Source organism: Flavobacterium sp. WG21 (assembly GCF_000335775.1).
GTDB classification, from domain to species: domain Bacteria; phylum Bacteroidota; class Bacteroidia; order Flavobacteriales; family Flavobacteriaceae; genus Flavobacterium; species Flavobacterium tructae.
Genome location: NZ_AMYW01000011.1, coordinates 1 through 19,204, shown reverse-complemented (window position 1 = coordinate 19,204; position 19,204 = coordinate 1). Strand labels below are relative to the sequence as shown.

The window sequence follows — 19,204 nt, the reverse complement described above, 5'->3', positions numbered from 1 at the left end:
TTTATTGTTATTTTTTTTGTCACTTAGCTGTCAGGAGATCCTGAAGGGTACGGTTTTTGTTTTTCAAACAGTAATTCACTAAATTTACAATACCAATTATATATTATGGATGATAATTTTTCACCAAGAGTAAAAGATGTTATTACCTACAGTAAAGAGGAAGCCTTACGTTTGGGCCACGACTTTATTGGTACTGAGCATCTAATGCTGGGCATTTTAAGAGATGGAAACGGAAAAGCTATTCATATACTTAATAACCTTGCAGTCGATTTAGATCATTTACGCAGGAAAGTAGAAATACTGAGTCCGGCCAATCAAAGCGTTGAAGTAAATGCCGAAAAGAAAAACCTTCATCTTACGCGTCAGGCGGAAAGAGCCCTGAAGACCACTTTTCTGGAAGCTAAAGTATTTCAAAGCTCGTCAATTAGCACAGCGCACCTGCTTCTATGCATCTTACGAAACGAAAACGATCCAACAACCAAGCTATTGAATAAACTAAAAATAGATTATGACATAGCTAAAGAACAATATTTAAATATGACTCCAAACGAAGAAGAATTCTTAGAAAACTTGCCAAGAAACGAATCGTATAATGACGATTCAGGACAAGATGACAGTCTTAAAGAAAGTAGTTTTAACAATCCCGCCAATAAGTCAAACAAAAAATCCAAAACTCCGGTACTGGACAATTTTGGGAGAGATTTAACAGAAATGGCAGAGGAAGGAAAACTAGATCCGGTTGTAGGACGCGAGAAAGAAATTGAACGTGTTTCTCAAATTCTAAGCCGTAGAAAAAAGAACAACCCTCTTCTTATCGGAGAGCCTGGAGTTGGTAAATCTGCTATTGCAGAAGGTCTGGCGTTGCGTATTATCCAGAAAAAAGTTTCCCGTATTCTTTTTCACAAACGTGTCGTTACACTTGACCTTGCCAGCTTAGTGGCCGGAACAAAATACCGTGGTCAGTTTGAAGAAAGAATGAAAGCCGTTATGAACGAATTGGAGAAAAACGACGATATCATTCTTTTCATTGACGAAATTCACACTATCGTTGGTGCTGGTGGAGCAACAGGTTCACTTGATGCTTCGAACATGTTCAAACCTGCTTTAGCAAGAGGCGAAATCCAATGTATTGGAGCTACAACTCTTGACGAATACAGACAATACATTGAAAAAGATGGCGCCCTTGAAAGACGTTTTCAAAAAGTAATTGTAGAACCAACTTCTGTTGAGGAAACAATTGCAATCTTAAACAATGTAAAAGACAAATACGAAGATCACCACAATGTAACTTACACCCAAGAAGCTATTGAAGCCTGTGTTAAATTAACAAACAGATATATGTCTGAGCGTTTCTTACCAGACAAAGCTATTGATGCTCTTGACGAAGCAGGATCTCGCGTACATATTACCAACATTGATGTTCCGAAGCAAATCTTAGATTTGGAGCGTCAGCTGGAAGAAGTTCGCGAAATGAAAAACATGGTGGTTAAAAAACAGAAATACGAAGAAGCAGCCAAACTTCGCGACGATGAAAAACGCATCGAGAAAGACCTGGCTGTTGCTCAGGAACAATGGGAAGAAGACTCTAAAAACAACCGAATTGAAGTTACAGAAGATAACGTAGCCGATGTTGTTTCAATGATGACCGGAATTCCTGTTAACCGTATTGCGCAAACAGAAAGCAACAAATTAGCCCAATTACCTGAATTGATTCAGAATAAAGTAATCGGACAAAACGAAGCTGTTTTAAAAATTGCACGTTCTATTCAGCGTAACAGAGCCGGACTTAAAGATCCGAACAAACCAATTGGTTCGTTTATCTTCTTAGGTCAGACGGGAGTTGGTAAAACACAATTGGCAAAAGTATTAGCAAAAGAATTGTTTGATTCAGAAGATGCGTTAATCCGTATCGATATGAGTGAATACATGGAAAAATTTGCGATCTCCCGTTTAGTTGGAGCGCCTCCGGGATATGTAGGATACGAAGAAGGTGGTCAATTGACTGAAAAAGTTCGCAGAAAACCATACTGTGTAGTTCTTTTAGACGAAATCGAAAAAGCGCATCCGGATGTATTCAATATGATGCTTCAGGTTTTGGATGATGGATATTTGACGGATAGTTTAGGTCGTAAAATCGACTTTAAAAACACGATCATCATCATGACTTCTAACGTTGGAGCACGTCAATTGAAAGATTTCGGTCAAGGTGTAGGATTCGGAACTGCCGCTAAAGTGGCTCAGGCCGATGAAAACTCAAAAAGCATTATCGAAAATGCATTGAAGAAAACTTTTGCACCTGAATTCTTAAACAGAATTGACGATGTAATTGTATTCAACGCTTTAGAAAAAGCCGACATTGATTTGATTATCGAAATTGAACTTAAAAAACTATACACTCGTATTGCAGAATTAGGATACACCTTAAGTCTTACAGATAAAGCAAAAGCCTTTATTGCAGAAAAAGGTTTCGACAGACAATTTGGCGCAAGACCTCTAAAAAGAGCGATTCAAAAATATGTTGAAGATGTATTAGCCGAGGAGATCATCACTTCAAAAATACATTCAGGTGATGAAATCTTAATGGACCTTAAAGATGATTCTCAGGAACTTTCTGTAGAAATCCATAAAGCCGAAGAGCCAACGAATCAATAGATTACTTTAAATTTATAACAAGAATAACATACCCGTTACGTTTTCATAACATAACGGGTATTTTTTTTAAATAATTTGCTACCTTTAATAAAAGCAAATAGCTATTTTTGGCCATTAAATTCTATAATAAAAAACAACGTATGCTTCAAAACAAAGTCATTTTAGGTAGCGAAGAATGGTGCTCATTTCCAGAACTAGGAATCCCGACAATCAAGGCTCGTGTGGATTCCGGTGCCAAAACTTCGGCAATGCACGCTATAAACATAGCTCCTTTTATAAAAAATGATGCCAATTGGGTAAAATTCGACATTAACCCAATTCAGAATAATATTAAAACCATCATTCACTGTGAAGCTCCGTTGGTTGACAAAAGAATTGTAAAAAGTTCAAGCGGATTTAGAGAACATCGTTATGTTATTCAGACGCATTTAAAAATTGGAGATATCAAATGGCCAATTGAAATGACACTGACTAACAGAGATTCTATGGGTTTCCGAATGCTTTTAGGCCGTGAAGCCATGAGCGGACGTGTACTGGTTGATCCCGAAGAAAAATATCTTTTAGGACAACCAAGCCCCGAAGCCTTAAAAGAACTTTATCAAAACTCTGAAAAAGCAAGTTCAGGGCTAAGAATCGGAGTTTTAGCCAGTAATCCTGAATTGTACAGCAATAAAAGAATCATGGAAGCCGGTGAAATGCGCGGACATGAAATGCATTTTTTGAACATCAAAGAATGTTATATGAAACTGGATGCCAAAACTCCGGAAATTCATTATCGTGGCGGAAAAATATTAAATCAGTTTGATGCCATTATTCCAAGAATCCGACCAAGCATTACTTTTTATGGCTGTGCCTTAACCCGTCAGTTTGAAGCATTGAAGGTTTTTGTGCTGAACTCAGCTACTGCTATTACCCAATCACGTGATAAGCTTTACTCTTTGCAACTTCTTTTAAACAGCGGAATCGATATTCCAACGACCGGATTTGCTAATTCTCCACTCGATACCGATAATTTAATCAAGATGGTTGGAGGTTCTCCTTTAATCGTAAAATTGCTGGAAGGAACTCAGGGAAAAGGTGTTGTTTTAGCCGAAACCAAAAAAGCTGCAGAAAGTGTTATCAATGCCTTTAAGAGCTTAAATGCCAATATACTTGTTCAGGAATTCATTAAAGAAGCAAACGGAAAAGACATTCGTTGTTTTGTTATCGACGGTAAGGTGGTAGCTGCCATTCAGCGTGAAGCAATGCCGGGTGAATTCAGAGCCAATATCCATTTAGGAGGAACCGCATCTGTCATAAAAGTAACTGCCGAAGAGAAAAAAATAGCCATAAAAGCCGCAAAAGCTATGGATTTAAAAGTAGCTGGTGTTGATATAATTCGTTCTTCTAAAGGACCATTATTACTTGAAGTAAACTCTTCTCCGGGACTTGAAGGAATTGAAGGCGCTACCAACAAAGATGTTGCAGGGGAAATGATTAAAGCCATCGAAAAGAACTTTAAATTATAATCGCTTCTTTTTCAATAAAAATATTCATTTAGACCTAATGTCTAAACATTAATTTAGCAACTTTGTTGAGGTTTTACTTTGACAAAGTTTTTTTTTAATCCAAAAATCCTAAAGAAAATGATACTATCCTCTTATTTAGATATTATTTTAAGAAGTCTATCCGTCTATTTTTTCATGACTATTGCTTTGAGAATTTTCGGCAAAAAAGAACTTTCTCAGTTAAACACTGCTGATATTATTCTGATTTTATTAATTAGTAACTCCGTTCAAAATGCAATGGTTGGTCCGGATACCAGTCTTTGGGGAGGTTTGGTTGCTGCATTGGCTTTGTTTATCATTAACTACATTATCAAAAAACTAACGCACAAATACAAGGGGATAAGCAATTTACTACTGGACAAACCTGAAATCCTGATTCATAACGGTGAACTCGATTTTAAAACCTTAAGCAAACTAGACATTTCACACGAAGAATTAAAAGAAGCTGCACGTGAACATGGTCTCGAGCATTTAACTGATGTGAAACTTGCCATGCTGGAAATTGACGGCACGATAAGCATTATTTCAAAAGACAAACAGAATCTTAAACAAACACATTACAAGCGAAAACACAATAGAAAGAATTTGCAAAAATAACCCCAGCAATACCAACAACTGTCGCTGCTACGCTTTAGCTATGCGAAGGAAATCTGCTTTCTTTACACATTCATCTCTATTCGTAAAAAATTACACTTTTATACATTAAACTTTAGCACGCAGATTTGGCAGATTTTGCAGATTTTTTTTAATTATTCAGTCTATTCCTGGGTCATGCTAAGGAAATCTGTTTCCTATACACATTCTTTTCCAAGCGTAAAACTATGCATCTATATGCTAAACATTGACTCTCAGATTTTATAGATTTCTTTTATCACCGTCCTCACACTTTGCGATGTAACAATTCAGCACCAAAACAAACACAATCATAAGTATTTAAAAACCATAAAGTTAGATATTTGTATCAAAAAACTTAACTACATACTTTGTTATACTATGTATTTTGTTATACATTAGCCACATGAACGAAACATTTGTAACAAACTGGAAGTCTCAGGTAAAGAAAGGTACTTTAACCTTTATAATCCTTAATGTGCTTAAAAATCACGAGTACTATGGTTATGAACTTATCGAACAAATAAGAAAACATACCGAAATAGAAATTGCAGAGGGAACGCTATACCCATTGATGAACCGATTAAAAACAGAAGAACTCGTAGATTCAAAATGGGTCGAACAGGAAACCGGAATTCCAAGGAAATACTATTCTTTAACCGAAGCCGGCATCGCAACTTTGAGCCAAATGAATATTTACTGGGAAAATCTCGAAAAATCAATTAAAAAAATCATTCAATGAGAATAGAAGATATCAAATTCGAACAAAAAGCTTCGCAACGCATTTACAACAATTACATGAAGCGCATCAAAAAAACAACCGCTTCATTACCCAAAATAGATCAGGACGACATTTATATGGAATTTAACAGCCATATTTTTGAAACCATTCAACACCGAAACGGTACAAACGAGCTGGATGCTCTTTTAGACAGCATCGAAAAATTAGGTTCCCCTGAAGAGGTTTTAAAGCCTCTTATTGCCGATAAAAAACTGGAACAGGCTACTAAAACCTTCAACCCTGTTCATGTTTTCAAGGCTTTGGCGTTAAACATTACCAATGGTATTTCATACATCTTTTTCTCGATTTTATACCTCTTCTTGTTTGGTTTTGTATTCCTGATTTTTGCAAAAATCCTAAATCCTACTCAGGTAGGTCTTTATATGCAAAAAGAGTCCTTCTCGGTTTTTGTACTTGGCATAATGAGTCCCGAAGACCAAATTAAAAACCAGGCTTATGAAGCTCTTGGTCACTGGTTTATTCCTTTTCTGTTATTGTTAACCCTATTGTCTTATTTTATTATAACCCTATTATTAAAACTCAAAAATTCAATCAATCAAAAAACAACTTTATGAAAAAAATCACCAGCATCTGTTTCATCGCTCTTATCACGACGAGCGGTTTTTCCCAAACTTTCAATTCCAAAAGACTCGACAGTCTGTTTACTCTTTTAGAAAAGAACAACAAATACATGGGAAGCATTGCCATATCTGAGAACGGAAAAACAATTTACACTAAATCTATTGGTTTTGATGACATTGCCAGCGCAAAAAAATCAAGTATCCAGACCAAATACCGAATTGGCTCGATCTCTAAAACATTCACAGCATCCTTAATTCTTAAAGCGGTAGAAGAAAACAAAATCAATTTAAACCAAACGATTGACAAGTATTTCCCAACGGTAAAAAATGCAAAAACCATTACCATTAGCCATTTATTAAACCACAGGAGCGGTATACATGATTTTACTAACGATGACGATTACTTAAAATGGAACACTCAGTTTCAGTCCAGAGCCAAAATGATTGAACGCATTTCTGCCGGGACCATCGTTTTTGAACCTGATACAAAAGGCCAGTACAGCAATTCCAACTACATACTGTTGTCATACATATTGGAAGACATTTACAAGAAGTCTTATGGCGAAATTTTAAGCTTGAAGATCACAAAGCCTTTGCATTTAAAAAACACTTATTTGGGCGGTAAAATCAACCTGAACAACAACGAATGTAATTCTTATACCCTTGAAGGAAAATGGAACAAAGAAAGCGAAACAGATGCTTCAATTCCGCTTGGAGCCGGAGCTGTGGTTTCTAATCCTACTGATTTGAACCTTTTCTATGAAAGTCTTTTTGCCGGAAAAGTAGTTTCTATAGCGCATTTAAATCAAATGAAAACTATTAAGGACAAATTCGGAATGGGTCTTTTTGAATTTCCATATTACGACAGAAAAAGTTACGGACATACTGGAGGAATTGACGGTTTCAGATCTGTTGCAGGCTATTTCCCAAATGAAAAATTAGCTTTAGCCCTAACTTCAAACGGAATGGGCTACGACAACAACAATATCATGTTATGCGCACTGAATTCGTATTTCAACAGACCCTTTACAATGCCGGTTTTTAGCACTGTTGAGATCACATCCACAACTCTGGATTTATACGCCGGAACTTACGGCAGCCCACAGATTCCGTTAAAAATTACTATTTCCCAAAAGAACAATGTTCTAATTGCTCAGGCTACAGGTCAACCCTCTTTTCCCATGGAAGCTGCTGCAATAAACATATTTAAATTTGACACGGCGGGGATTGTTCTGGAGTTTAATTCTGAGAAGAAAGAAATGACTCTAAAACAAGGCGGGAAAGATTATTTGTTTACAAAAGAATAAAATTTACTGCTTGCTGAATAAAAAATAAAAAAGCTGGTTTCCTGAATCGAAACCAGCTTTTTGTATTCTTGAAATAACCATTAACTTACTCTAATATCACCACTTTAAAAATCAACATTTGCTTTTAAAATGCTTTTATTGTTTAAACCATATGTTTTCAGCCTGTGATTGAGATTTACCAAAATATAATCTTTTTCTTTCGGGAATTTTTCAGCAATCCATTTATAATGTTTCAAAAGCCTTTTATCCTCTACCCCATCCAATGCCTGCAAAGTAGTATGAATAACTCTATTTGAACTATCCTGAAGCCCTTCTATAAAAACACTGATATATTCCTTTTTATTTCCCATTTGACCAAGTGCATAATAAGCACTCACTCGTATTTCTTCACTTTTATTAGACGTAAACGGAATGATAATAGCCCCATAATCCAACTTTGTTTCTTTTAACAAATACGTACAAAATCTAAACGTTTCGTCATCTTTAATCGTATCAGCATTGGCTTTTATAACCTCTAACCAGTCTGCACTTTTGCCTTTCGCATACCAAAATACAAACTGAAACACAGTCAGCAAACTCTGTTTAGAAAAATCGACTAAATAAGGCTTTGACCTTTCATAATCAAACTTAGTAAGAATTTGAAGTATTGTTTTTTGAATTTCTCCTGAACTTATTTTATACTGTTCTTCTAAAACACTAAGAGTCTCAGCATCTAATGCCTCTTTTTTTAAGATTCCGTTGAGACATTCTTCCTTAGTTTCATCATCCTCTGCCGAAAAATACACTTCTAAAATGTAAGCTGACAATCCGCCTAATGTATATCGGAACAAATCTGGTTCCTTTGCCATTGTACTTTCGGGTATAATTCCATCAAGCCAACGTTCGTACCAATTTAAAAAATTAGATTCAAAAGTAAAAAAGGGTTTCTGCCTGTCGATATCAATATTAACCACCCGTCCTTTAAATTCCCCATTTAAAACAAGTCCGTAATAATAAGAACAACCCTGACTCACAATTGGCAATATTCCGGCAAACATTTTACCAAGTTCCTCATCAAAATCTTCACGAGAAATATCGTCATTCTCGTCAATATTTTGCGTCAGTTCTGTCCAGAATTCATCACTCATTTTTGGATAAATTCTACAATTCTGCTTTAAGCAATTTTCGGGATTACTATAGACAAATTCCTCCAGATTTTTCCCAAAAGGAAATATTCCATAGGACGGTCCTGCAGCAGCATCCTGATCAGATTTTCCACCATTACCAATGTGAAGCAAAAAGGCTTTATAATCCTCCGGAAGCTCCAAATTATACTCGGTTTCAAAATGGATAATCTGATCGGCACTAACTGTTTTTCCAATCTTATATTTATGACTTGACGCTCCAAAAACCTTTAAAGCTTTGTCTTCATTTTTCGCGATGATCAGCTTCTTTTTTATTCTTTCTATCTGATTCAATAACTCTGTTTTCAATCTGTATTTCTTTCTTTATTTATTTTTAAGTAAATATAAATACATTATAATTCAAAACGGTCATACGTAACAAACAAAAAAGCCGATTTCAAATTGAAATCGGCTTTAAAATATTTCGACAAAATGTGATTTACCTCTCACATTTTACAATAATCATTTTACTAAATAAACACACTCAATACAAAGTAAACCAAACCAGCCAATAAAGCCGAAATAGGAATAGTTAGTATCCACGCCCAGATTAAACTAACGGTAACTCCCCAACGAACAGCAGAAACACGTTTTGTTAATCCAACTCCAATAATAGAACCCGTAATCGTGTGTGTTGTACTTACCGGAATTTTTAAGTGTTCTGTAAAATAAAGTGTTAAAGCTCCTGCAGTTTCAGCTGCAACTCCTTCAAACGAACTTACTTTTGTGATTTTGGAACCCATTGTTTTTACAATTTTCCATCCACCACTCAAAGTTCCCGCTGCAATTGCAGAATAACAAGCCAAAGGAATCCATCCCGGCATTACTCCTTTTACACCTAAATCATCGTTTGGTAAAACAACATCTAACCAAGAATCCATATGCACACCAGGATTAGTGTTGATATAAACCGCTACTGCAGCTGCAATAATACCCATTACTTTTTGAGAATCATTCCCTCCGTGACCTAAACTAAAGGCTGCAGAAGACAATAATTGCATTTTTTTCAAAGCAGCATCTGCCTGATGAAGATTCAAACTACTGAATATCAAACAAAACAAACTTACGGTTAAGATGATAAAAGCAACTAAAAACCATTTAATATTGTGCGGATCAAAAGCTACACTCCAAAAATGAGATTCAAAACGTGGTTTTCCATGCTCAACAATCTCTGAATAAGGAATCATTAAACTGCTCACCATCCAGATTGTCGCAATCATCAGTGCTACAGTAAATATTTTTGGTCCAATACTTTTACGCGAAGCATTCAACAACCAGATCGAAATCAAATAAGAAGCCAATGCTCCCAATAATGGCGCCAACACAATAAAAGCAATAATAATAAGTACTCCTGAAGGCATTGCTCCTTCTTTACCAGCCTTGTACCAGCTTACGATTTCGTACCAGTAATGAGTTGTTCCGTCTTCGCCCACATATCCTGAAAATCCATGTACAGCGATCGCATGAGCAATTGCTGCTCCGGCAAAACCACCAATCAGCGTATGAGAAGAACTTGAAGGAATTCCTAACCACCAAGTCAATAAATTCCAACAAATAGCTGCAATAACTCCTGCGAGGATTACAACAAGGTTAATTTCCATGGTGTGCGCTGTTTTAGCAACGGTATCAGCAACACCAAATCCAAAAACCCAATAGGCCAGAAAGTTAAAAAATGCTGCCCAAAGAACGGCCTGAAAAGGCGTCAGAACCTTGGTCGCAACAACAGTCGCTATAGCATTTGCCGCATCATGAAAACCGTTGATGTAATCAAAAATTAAAGCTAATACTATAATAATTATAAGTAGCGTCATAAATTATAACTTCAGAATGAAATAAATTGAATTAAGAATGTTTTACAGAAATAGATTCCAGTATGTTCGCAACACTCTTACATTTGTCTGTTGCTGATTCTAAAACAGATAACACTTCTTTATACTTAATAATGTTTTTTGCGTCTGTTTCGTTTTCAAAAATTTCAAAAACTGCTTTATTATAAACGTTATCCGACTTGTTCTCCAGTTTATTAATTCTGGCACAAGCTTCTTTGATAATGTTCATGTTTTTTAAGTTACTTAACTCTTTTACAGCACTATCGATATTCTGACAAGCTTCAAGGTTAATTTCAGTCATTTTTCTGATTGACTTTGTAATCTTATCTACCTGATATAATTTCATTCTGCTTGCCGCACCATGAAGGTAATCGGCAACGTTATCAATTGAAGTAATCAATGTATGAATATCCTCTCTGTCAAATGGAGTAATAAAATTTCTACTCAATTCAAGATTGGTTTGACGTGTAATGTCTTCTCCTTTTTGCTCTAACTCATCTATTTTTTGAAAAAGAACTTCTCTTTCTTTCAATGGAAGGTTTACAGCTTCGTGTAAATTAGAAGCTAACTCAATTAAATTGCTTGAAGCCTCTTCAAAAAGTGGAAAGAATTTCTTGTCTTTCGGCACTAAAAATTGGAAAATACTGTTTATTGACATTTTTATATTTTTGATAGTGCAAAATTACTTCAATATTATTTTGCCATGTTAAGCCATTGTTAACAAATCGTTTTCAATTTGAAAACTGTCAAGGAATTCAACTGTTTTTTTAATATCATAATGCAGGATTCTGTCTTCTTTAACCAAAGGCACCACTTCTCTGTAACTGCTTAAGAATGTTTCAATAAAATCACTTGATTTTAAAGGTTCTCTGTAAGCAATCGCCTGTGAAGCGTTCATTAATTCGATGGCTAAAATACGCTCCAGGTTGTCCATAACACGCAATGCTTTTGTAGCTCCGTTTGCTCCCATACTCACGTGATCTTCCTGTCCGTTACTTGAAACAATACTATCTATACTCGAAGGTGTAGCCAATTGTTTGTTCTGACTTGCGATACTTGCCGCTGTATATTGCGGAATCATAAATCCTGAATTCAATCCCGGATTATCCACCAAGAATGCCGGAAGATTACGCAATCCTGAAATTAACTGATAGGTTCTTCTTTCAGAAATACTACCCAATTCTGCCAAAGCAATTGCCATGAAATCCAAAGCCAAAGCTAAAGGCTGTCCGTGGAAATTCCCTCCTGAGATAATCTGATCTGCTTCTATGAAGATATTAGGATTGTCGGTAACGGAGTTAATTTCGGTTTTGAATACTTTTCTAACATAATCAATCGCATCTTTTGAAGCACCGTGAACCTGAGGCATACAACGGAAAGAATACGGATCTTGTACGTGTTTTTTCTCCTGAGCAATAATCTCACTTCCGTCTAAAAATTCAGTAAGGCGCTGTGCTGTTACAATCTGTCCTTTGTGAGGACGTATAAAATGGATCAATTCGTTAAAAGGCTCAATTCTTCCATCAAAACCTTCTAATGAAATAGCTCCGATCAAATCTGCCAAATAAGAATATTTGTAAGCTTTTAATAAAATATGTGCTCCGTACGCACTCATGAACTGAGTTCCGTTTAACAAAGCCAAACCTTCTTTAGACTGTAAAACAATTGGCTCCCAGTTAAAGTGTTTTAAAACTTCGGCTGCGGCTGTTTTTTTACCTTCAAAAAGAACTTCACCCTCACCTAATAAAGGTAACGATAAATGTGCTAAAGGTGCCAAATCTCCTGAAGCCCCTAAGGATCCCTGAGTATAAATCACCGGAAGAATATCATTATTGTAAAAATCTACTAAACGCTCTAAAGTTTGCAATTGAACTCCTGAATGTCCATAACTCAAAGATTGGATCTTAAGCAACAGCATCAATTTTACAATTTCAGCCGGAACCTCTTCTCCTGTTCCGCAAGCATGCGATTTTACAAGATTCTCCTGAAGCTGAGATAAATTTTCATTCGAAATTTTCACATTACAAAGCGAGCCAAAACCAGTGTTGATTCCGTAAATAGGTTCAGAATGTGAAGCCATTTTTTTATCGAGATAATCACGGCATTTTTGAACGTTTACTTTTGCCTCTTCTGATAATTCAAGCGTTTTCTGATTGACAATAATTTCCTGTAAAGCTTCTAAACTTAGGGTTTCTGTGCTGATATAATGGATTTCTTTCATGCTGTTTAAAATTTAAGACTTCAAAATTCAGCAAATCAATATTAAAAAGCAACATTTATTCCTAATAATTAAAAAATGATTCTCACGAATTCCCCGATTTTGCTCTTTTCACAATAGTAATCCGGCAAAACCAAGGACATCTTTTTATCCTAATAAGGTACCTCTATTTTTTAACAAGAAAACGACAAAAGCAATTAATTCCTACCGATTTTATAGACTAATGACGTTTTTAGATGTTTTTCAAGATTAAAAATCAGACTATTAAGCACATCTCTTTTAAAGATAAGTTCCAATAATTATATGAATCCATCAATTTAACACACACAATTCTGACAAAAAGCTCAATATTGATTTGCTGAATTTTGAATTTTTAAAATATTCATAAAAAGACCGGAAAGATTTTTAACTTTTATAAAAAACTGTACTTTTGAAAAACCAAAATGAAAAGTAACAGCGTAAAATATCATTCTACACTAACAACTCAAACCAGAGTTGCAATCGCTGCTATTACAATTTCAACTACAACAACTACTACCCCTTAGGGGTATACATTTTACATATCACTCAGGTTACCTAGTACTTTTTTCTAAGAAGAAGAGAGTTATTGGATACATAAAAAACATTTACAAAGAAAAAAAATAGTCGCAGTTTTCAGTTTCAGTTCACAGTTGATAACCTTTGAACCTTTGTTACTAAAAATCTTTGCGCCTTATTAAAAAACATCAAAAATGAAAGTATTAAAATTTGGCGGAACTTCGGTTGCCAATGCACAAAATATAAAACTAGTTCTCGAAATAATCAATCAAAAATCAAAGCAGGACCAATTGGTTGTTGTAGTATCAGCTTTAAGCAAAGTTACTGATTTACTGCAATTGGCAGCAGCAAAAGCCGCCGCTAATGACGAAAGCTTCAGAGAAATTGTTGCTGAAATCGAGAAAAAACACCTTGACACTTTAAAAGAATTAATTCCGGTTAGCGAACAAAGCAGTTTACTGAGCCATGTAAAAAGAATCATCAATCATTTAGAAACTTTATTAGACGGCTGTTTCTTACTGGGTGAATTATCTCCCAGAACTGCCGATACTATTTTAAGTTTTGGAGAGCTGCTTTCGTCTTACATCATTGCTCAGGCGTATCAGCAAATTGATAAAAATGCGGTTTACAAAGACAGTCGCGAACTGATTAAAACCAACAATAACTTTGGAAAAGCCGTCGTAAATTTCGAAGTTTCCAACCAATTGATAAGAACGTATTTTGCCGAAAATCAGTCTAAAATTAGTATTCTTCCAGGGTTTATTTCTCAAACTCTTGACGGAATCGCTACTACCTTAGGCCGTGGAGGTTCTGATTATACCGCTGCCATAGTTGCCGGAGCACTTGAAGCAGAACAATTAGAAATCTGGACTGACGTGAATGGAATGTTTACGGCCAATCCAAAAATTGTTAAACAGGCCCACCCTATTGCTACGATCTCTTATCAGGAAGCGATGGAGTTATCGCATTTTGGCGCCAAAGTGCTGTATCCACCAACAATTCAGCCCGTTTTAAGAAAAAACATTCCAATTTTAATCAAAAACACTTTTGAACCGGAAGCTGAAGGAACCTTAATTTCAGATCAGGTTTTGTCAAAAGATACGGTTGTAAAAGGAATCAGTCATATCGATAATATTTCATTAGTAACCCTTGAAGGTCCCGGAATGATTGGAGTTTCAGGTTCATCGAAACGTTTGTTTGAAGTACTGTCTCAGGAAAAAATCAACGTTATTTTTATTACTCAGGCTTCTTCTGAGCATTCGATCTGTATCGGAATTCTGAATTCGGATGCGGATAATGCCGAGGCTGCCATCAACAGAGCTTTTGAAGTAGAGATTTCACAAAACAAAATCGATCCTTGTATTGTCGAAAAAGACCTGTGCATTATCGCTTTGGTGGGCGAAAACATGAAGAACCATCAGGGTTTAAGCGGCAGAATGTTTAGCACTTTAGGAAAAAACAATGTCAACATACGCGCCATTGCACAAGGAGCTTCTGAACGTAATATTTCTACTGTAATCAACGAAAGAGATGTTAAGAAAGCACTGAACACTTTACACGAAAACTTCTTTGAAGAAAACACCAAACAGCTCAATTTGTTTGTGATGGGTGTTGGAAATGTGGGTGAAAAATTCATCGAGCAAATTCACAATCAAAGGAAGTTTCTAAAAGACAACCTGAAAATCAATGTTCGTGTGATCGCTTTGTCTAATTCCCGAAAAATGCTTTTTGACGAGGATGGAATTTCATTAAAAGACTGGCAATCGGCTTTGGATAAAGGTGAAAATGCTAATAAAGAAGCTTTCATCACTCGTGCGAAGGAATTAAACCTGCGTAACAGCATTTTTGTTGATATTACTGCAAATGCAAACGTGTCTGAAACCTACGAAAATTTCTTAAAACAAAGTATTGCCGTGGTGACTTGCAACAAAATTGCCTGCTCGTCTGCCTATGACAATTATAAAAAATTAAAGAATTTATCCCGTCAATACAACGCTCCGTTTTTATTTGAAACCAATGTTGGAGCGGGATTGCCAATTATTGATACCGTGAAAAACTTAATCGCTTCAGGTGATAAAGTGCATAAAATTCAGGCGGTTCTATCCGGAAGTCTGAACTTCATATTCAACAATTTCGATAAAGACAATTCTTTTCATGATGTGGTAAAAGAAGCCGGAGTACAAGGTTTCACAGAGCCGGACCCGAAAATTGACTTAAGCGGAATCGACGTAGCCCGTAAAATCCTGATCCTGATCCGCGAAAGCGGTTATGAAATGGATATTGACGCAATTGCCAACGAATCTTTCCTGCCAGCCGAATGTCTTGCCACAACTAACAACGAAGATTTCTTTGCTTCTTTAACGCAACATGCTCCTCATTTTTCAAAAATCTATGACGAAGCGTTAAGCAAAGATTCCAGATTGAAGTATGTAGCACAATTTGAAAACGGAAAAGCAAGCGTTGGTCTGCAATTCATCCCGAAAGAGCATCCTTTTTACAATTTAGAAGGAAAAGACAATATTGTACTTTTCTATACCGATCGTTACGTAGATCAGCCTCTGTTGATCAAAGGCGCCGGAGCGGGTGCAGCCGTTACCGCATCGGGAATTTTTGCGGATGTAATTAGAATTGGAAACATTTAATGAGGTACAAAGGCTCAAAGGTGCAAAGGGACAAAGTTAAAAACCTTTGAGCCTATGAACCTTTGCCTCTCTGAACCTATAAAAAAGGCAAAACCTTTGTTCCTTTGAACCTTTGCCACTTTGAACCTATAACAAATGACACAAATTAAACTATTTTGCCCGGCCACAATCGCGAATCTTTCGTGTGGATTTGATGTACTAGGGCTTTGCTTAGACAATGCGGGCGATGAAATGATCGTTCGAAAAGTAGCTCAAAAAGGAGTTCGAATCACCAAAATTGAGGGAGCCGATTTGCCTTTAGAAACGGAGAAAAACGTTTCCGGAGTTGCGGCTTTGGCCATGTTGGAGACACTTGATGTAGATTGCGGCTTCGAAATCGAAATTTATAAACACATTAAAGCCGGAAGCGGAATCGGAAGCAGTGCTGCTAGTTCTGCGGGAGCGGTTTTTGGAATCAATGAATTGCTTGGAAGACCTTATTCCCGCAAAGATTTGGTGCAATTTGCCATGCAGGGTGAAAAACTGGCCAGCGGAAACGCTCATGCCGACAATGTCGCTCCTGCCCTTTTGGGCGGTTTTACGCTCGTAAGAAGTTACGCCCCCTTAGACATTATCCGAATTGACAGCCCGGAGGAATTGTTCGCTACGGTGGTACATCCACAAATCGAATTGAAAACTTCGGATGCACGCTCGGTACTGAAACAAAACGTTTCTCTGAAAAGTGCCATCATGCAATGGGGAAATGTGGGCGGATTAGTCGCTGGATTATACACCAAAGATTACGATTTAATCGGACGTTCGCTTCATGACGAAATCGTTGAGCCTTTAAGAAGTGTTTTAATTCCAGGTTTCGACCAAATCAAACAAACGGCTCTTGAAAACGGTGCTTTAGGTTCCGGAATCTCAGGTTCTGGCCCGTCGATTTTTGCTTTAAGCAGAGGAAAAGAAACCGCCAATCAAATCGCCAAAGCCATGAGCGACGTTTACGAAAAAATGAATTTACCATATGAAATTCATGTTTCTAAAATTAATCCTGATGGTGTTAGAGTTTTGTAATCGTATAAATCATGGATGAAATAACAAAAGAGGAGCAAATTGAAAATTGGTTGAGAATTGGTTTAAGTCAGCCTCAAGACAGACTTTCTGAAATTTTTTATTTTGATAGAAGAGACAATCAGTTTTTCTCCATTCTTGTTGCAGATTATTTTCATTTTGACAAGAATTATAATATCCCGAAAAATGCTGTTTCAAGCTATCCTGAAAGTACTTTAATTGTATTAGCAGATAGAATGAAACGAATTGAGAATGTTGATAAATCAATTATTACATTAAGCAGAACCAAAAAAGGTGAAGATAGTACCGATGAATATTTAAATCGAAAGATGGAGGCTTTTTTAAATTTAAATTCAATAGATATTACAACAGCAACGATTTGGGAAGTTGATGAAATTGGAAGTGTGACTATTAACTTATTAGAAGACGAATCAGAAATTGATATAAAAAAGCAAAAAAGTTGGTGGGAATTTTGGAGATAAAAGCAACCAAAATAATTTACAAAAACAATAAATTGTCGATATCATAAATCATTAAATAAAAATATTTTAAATAATTACAGGCTTCGTTTTTTTACGCAAGGCAAAAAGCTTAAAGCCTACTGCCTAAAGCCTAAAGCAAAAAACCAATGAAATACTACAGTTTAAACCATAATGCCCCAAAGGTTTCGTTTCAGGAAGCCGTAATACAAGGACTCGCGAGTGATAAAGGATTATATTTCCCTGAAAACATCACTCCTTTAGACCCTTCGTTTTTTGATGAAATTGAAAATTTAAGCCACGAGCATATTGCTTTTGAAGCGATCAAACAATTCGTTGGCGATGAAATACCGGCAGACAAATTAAAAGAAATCATTGCGGATACTTTGGTTTTTGATTTTCCGGTAGTGAAAGTCGAAAACGGAATCTACTCCTTAGAGTTATTCCACGGCCCAACCATGGCGTTTAAAGACGTTGGCGCACGTTTTATGTCACGCTGTCTGGGGTATTTTAACAGAGACAATAAAGACGCTAAAAACACTGTTCTTGTAGCTACTTCCGGAGATACAGGCGGAGCGGTTGCGAGCGGATTTTTAGGTGTTGACGGCGTCGATGTGGTGATTTTATATCCGTCAGGAAAGGTGAGCGACATTCAAGAGAAACAATTGACCACTTTAGGACAAAACATAAAAGCGCTGGAAGTTGACGGTGTTTTTGACGATTGCCAGGATATGGTAAAAAAAGCGTTTTTAGATGAAACTTTAGCACACAAGAACCTGACTTCGGCGAATTCTATTAATATTGCCCGATGGCTGCCACAAATGTTCTATTTTTTCTTTGCTTACAAAACTTTGAAAAGCCAAAACAAACCATTGGTTTTTTCTTGCCCAAGCGGTAACTTCGGAAATATCTGTGCCGGAATCATGGCAAAGAGATTAGGATTACCAATTGAACATTTTGTAGCATCCACCAACGTAAACGATACTGTACCAAGATTCTTAGAAAACGGAAAATACGACCCAAAACCTTCTAAAGCCACAATCTCTAACGCGATGGACGTTGGAAACCCAAGCAACTTTATCCGTATTCAGGAATTGTACAACAACGACTTAAAAGCGTTCGAAAAAGACTTCTCCTCTTATAGTTATACCGATGAAGAAACACTTCTTGCTCTAAAAAATATTTATAACACAAACGGTTATATCGCAGAACCTCACGGTGCTGTTGGTTATCTAGGTTTGAAGAAAGAACTGGAGAAACACCCCAACGCCATTGGTATTTTCTTAGAAACAGCACACCCTATTAAGTTCTTAGATGTGGTTGAACCGGCTTTAGGGATTACTCTTCCGATTCCTGCTCAAATTGAGAGTGTTATTAATGAGGAGAAAGTTTGTGTGAAGATTGGGAATTATGAGGAGTTGAAGAGTTTCTTGGGATAATATTTTATTCTTTTATATAATTTAAAAGCCACGTTTTACATTGATTATTTCTTGTAATTTGTGGTTTTTATTTAATTGTTTTTTGTAAACGAAATTATTATGTTTACAAAACCAAAAATATTTAATAATTAAAGCATGAATAAGTTAAAAAATAATTTTTTTCCATTAATTTTTATTGTCATTGGCATATACTTGTTATTTATACCACAAGTTTTAGTACTAAAAAATGAAATGTTTTTCGCTCTCACAAAAGCCTTTTCACAAGCTTTTATAATAGCTGGAATTATTTTGTATTTATTACAAACAATTCAAAATAGATTAGCAAGGATAGAAGATCAATTAGAAATCAACAAAGATAATAATG

Annotated in this window: 15 protein-coding genes; 11 read left to right on the top strand and 4 right to left on the bottom strand. The window is 36.1% G+C overall.

Annotation, left to right across the window (positions count from 1 at the left end):
• Positions 1 to 105 precede the first annotated feature (105 nt).
• The 6 genes from C245_RS0110270 (at position 106) to C245_RS0110245 (ending at position 7,480) form a co-directional block, all read left to right on the top strand.
• On the top strand, positions 106 to 2,652 hold the full coding sequence (locus C245_RS0110270) for an ATP-dependent Clp protease ATP-binding subunit (RefSeq protein ID WP_017496511.1): 2,547 nt from the start codon (positions 106 to 108) through the stop codon (positions 2,650 to 2,652).
• A gap of 140 nt (positions 2,653 to 2,792) precedes the next feature.
• Positions 2,793 to 4,160 (top strand): 30S ribosomal protein S6--L-glutamate ligase, encoded by a 1,368-nt coding sequence (rimK, locus tag C245_RS0110265; RefSeq protein ID WP_017496510.1) that lies wholly within the window; start codon positions 2,793 to 2,795, stop codon positions 4,158 to 4,160.
• 117 nt (positions 4,161 to 4,277) lie between these two features.
• Complete coding sequence (locus C245_RS0110260; RefSeq protein ID WP_026109988.1) at positions 4,278 to 4,796, top strand: DUF421 domain-containing protein; 519 nt, start codon at positions 4,278 to 4,280, stop codon at positions 4,794 to 4,796.
• A 421-nt stretch (positions 4,797 to 5,217) separates the two neighbouring features.
• The gene (locus tag C245_RS0110255) at positions 5,218 to 5,553 is read left to right on the top strand and encodes a PadR family transcriptional regulator (protein ID WP_017496508.1); all 336 of its coding nucleotides are present in this window, start codon (positions 5,218 to 5,220) and stop codon (positions 5,551 to 5,553) included.
• A complete protein-coding gene (locus C245_RS0110250; protein WP_017496507.1) occupies positions 5,550 to 6,167 on the top strand; it encodes an HAAS domain-containing protein in 618 nt (205 codons plus the stop codon). Before C245_RS0110255 ends, C245_RS0110250 begins: the two co-directional genes overlap by 4 nt.
• A complete protein-coding gene (locus C245_RS0110245) occupies positions 6,164 to 7,480 on the top strand; it encodes a serine hydrolase (RefSeq protein ID WP_017496506.1) in 1,317 nt (438 codons plus the stop codon). The genes C245_RS0110250 and C245_RS0110245 overlap by 4 nt, the downstream gene beginning before the upstream one ends.
• Before the next feature lie 104 nt (positions 7,481 to 7,584).
• On the opposite strand, the gene C245_RS0110240 is transcribed toward C245_RS0110245, so the two are convergent.
• The 4 genes from C245_RS0110240 to hutH all read right to left on the bottom strand — a co-directional run bounded on the left by C245_RS0110240 (position 7,585) and on the right by hutH (position 12,693).
• Positions 7,585 to 8,952, bottom strand: coding sequence for an SMI1/KNR4 family protein (locus tag C245_RS0110240; protein ID WP_017496505.1), 1,368 nt, complete (start codon positions 8,950 to 8,952; stop codon positions 7,585 to 7,587).
• 161 nt (positions 8,953 to 9,113) lie between these two features.
• The gene (locus tag C245_RS0110235; protein WP_017496504.1) at positions 9,114 to 10,454 is read right to left on the bottom strand and encodes an inorganic phosphate transporter; all 1,341 of its coding nucleotides are present in this window, start codon (positions 10,452 to 10,454) and stop codon (positions 9,114 to 9,116) included.
• Between the two features lie 31 nt (positions 10,455 to 10,485).
• The gene (locus C245_RS0110230; protein ID WP_017496503.1) at positions 10,486 to 11,130 is read right to left on the bottom strand and encodes a DUF47 domain-containing protein; all 645 of its coding nucleotides are present in this window, start codon (positions 11,128 to 11,130) and stop codon (positions 10,486 to 10,488) included.
• A gap of 48 nt (positions 11,131 to 11,178) precedes the next feature.
• A complete protein-coding gene (gene hutH / locus C245_RS0110225; RefSeq protein ID WP_017496502.1) occupies positions 11,179 to 12,693 on the bottom strand; it encodes a histidine ammonia-lyase in 1,515 nt (504 codons plus the stop codon).
• Positions 12,694 to 13,421: 728 nt separating this feature from the next.
• Between hutH and thrA the strand changes: the two genes are divergently transcribed.
• From thrA to C245_RS22915, 5 genes are all read left to right on the top strand, one after another.
• A complete protein-coding gene (thrA, locus tag C245_RS0110215; RefSeq protein WP_017496500.1) occupies positions 13,422 to 15,869 on the top strand; it encodes a bifunctional aspartate kinase/homoserine dehydrogenase I in 2,448 nt (815 codons plus the stop codon).
• Positions 15,870 to 16,004: 135 nt separating this feature from the next.
• Positions 16,005 to 16,925 carry a homoserine kinase gene (locus C245_RS0110210; protein ID WP_017496499.1) on the top strand — a complete coding sequence of 307 codons (921 nt, stop codon included), beginning with the start codon at positions 16,005 to 16,007 and terminating at the stop codon, positions 16,923 to 16,925.
• 11 nt (positions 16,926 to 16,936) lie between these two features.
• Positions 16,937 to 17,404, top strand: a complete 468-nt coding sequence (locus C245_RS0110205) for a hypothetical protein (RefSeq protein WP_017496498.1) — start codon at positions 16,937 to 16,939, stop codon at positions 17,402 to 17,404.
• 146 nt (positions 17,405 to 17,550) lie between these two features.
• Positions 17,551 to 18,840 (top strand): threonine synthase, encoded by a 1,290-nt coding sequence (thrC, locus tag C245_RS0110200; protein ID WP_017496497.1) that lies wholly within the window; start codon positions 17,551 to 17,553, stop codon positions 18,838 to 18,840.
• Positions 18,841 to 18,975: 135 nt separating this feature from the next.
• A partial coding sequence (locus C245_RS22915; protein ID WP_035746507.1) for a hypothetical protein occupies positions 18,976 to 19,204 on the top strand: 229 nt, incomplete at its 3' end.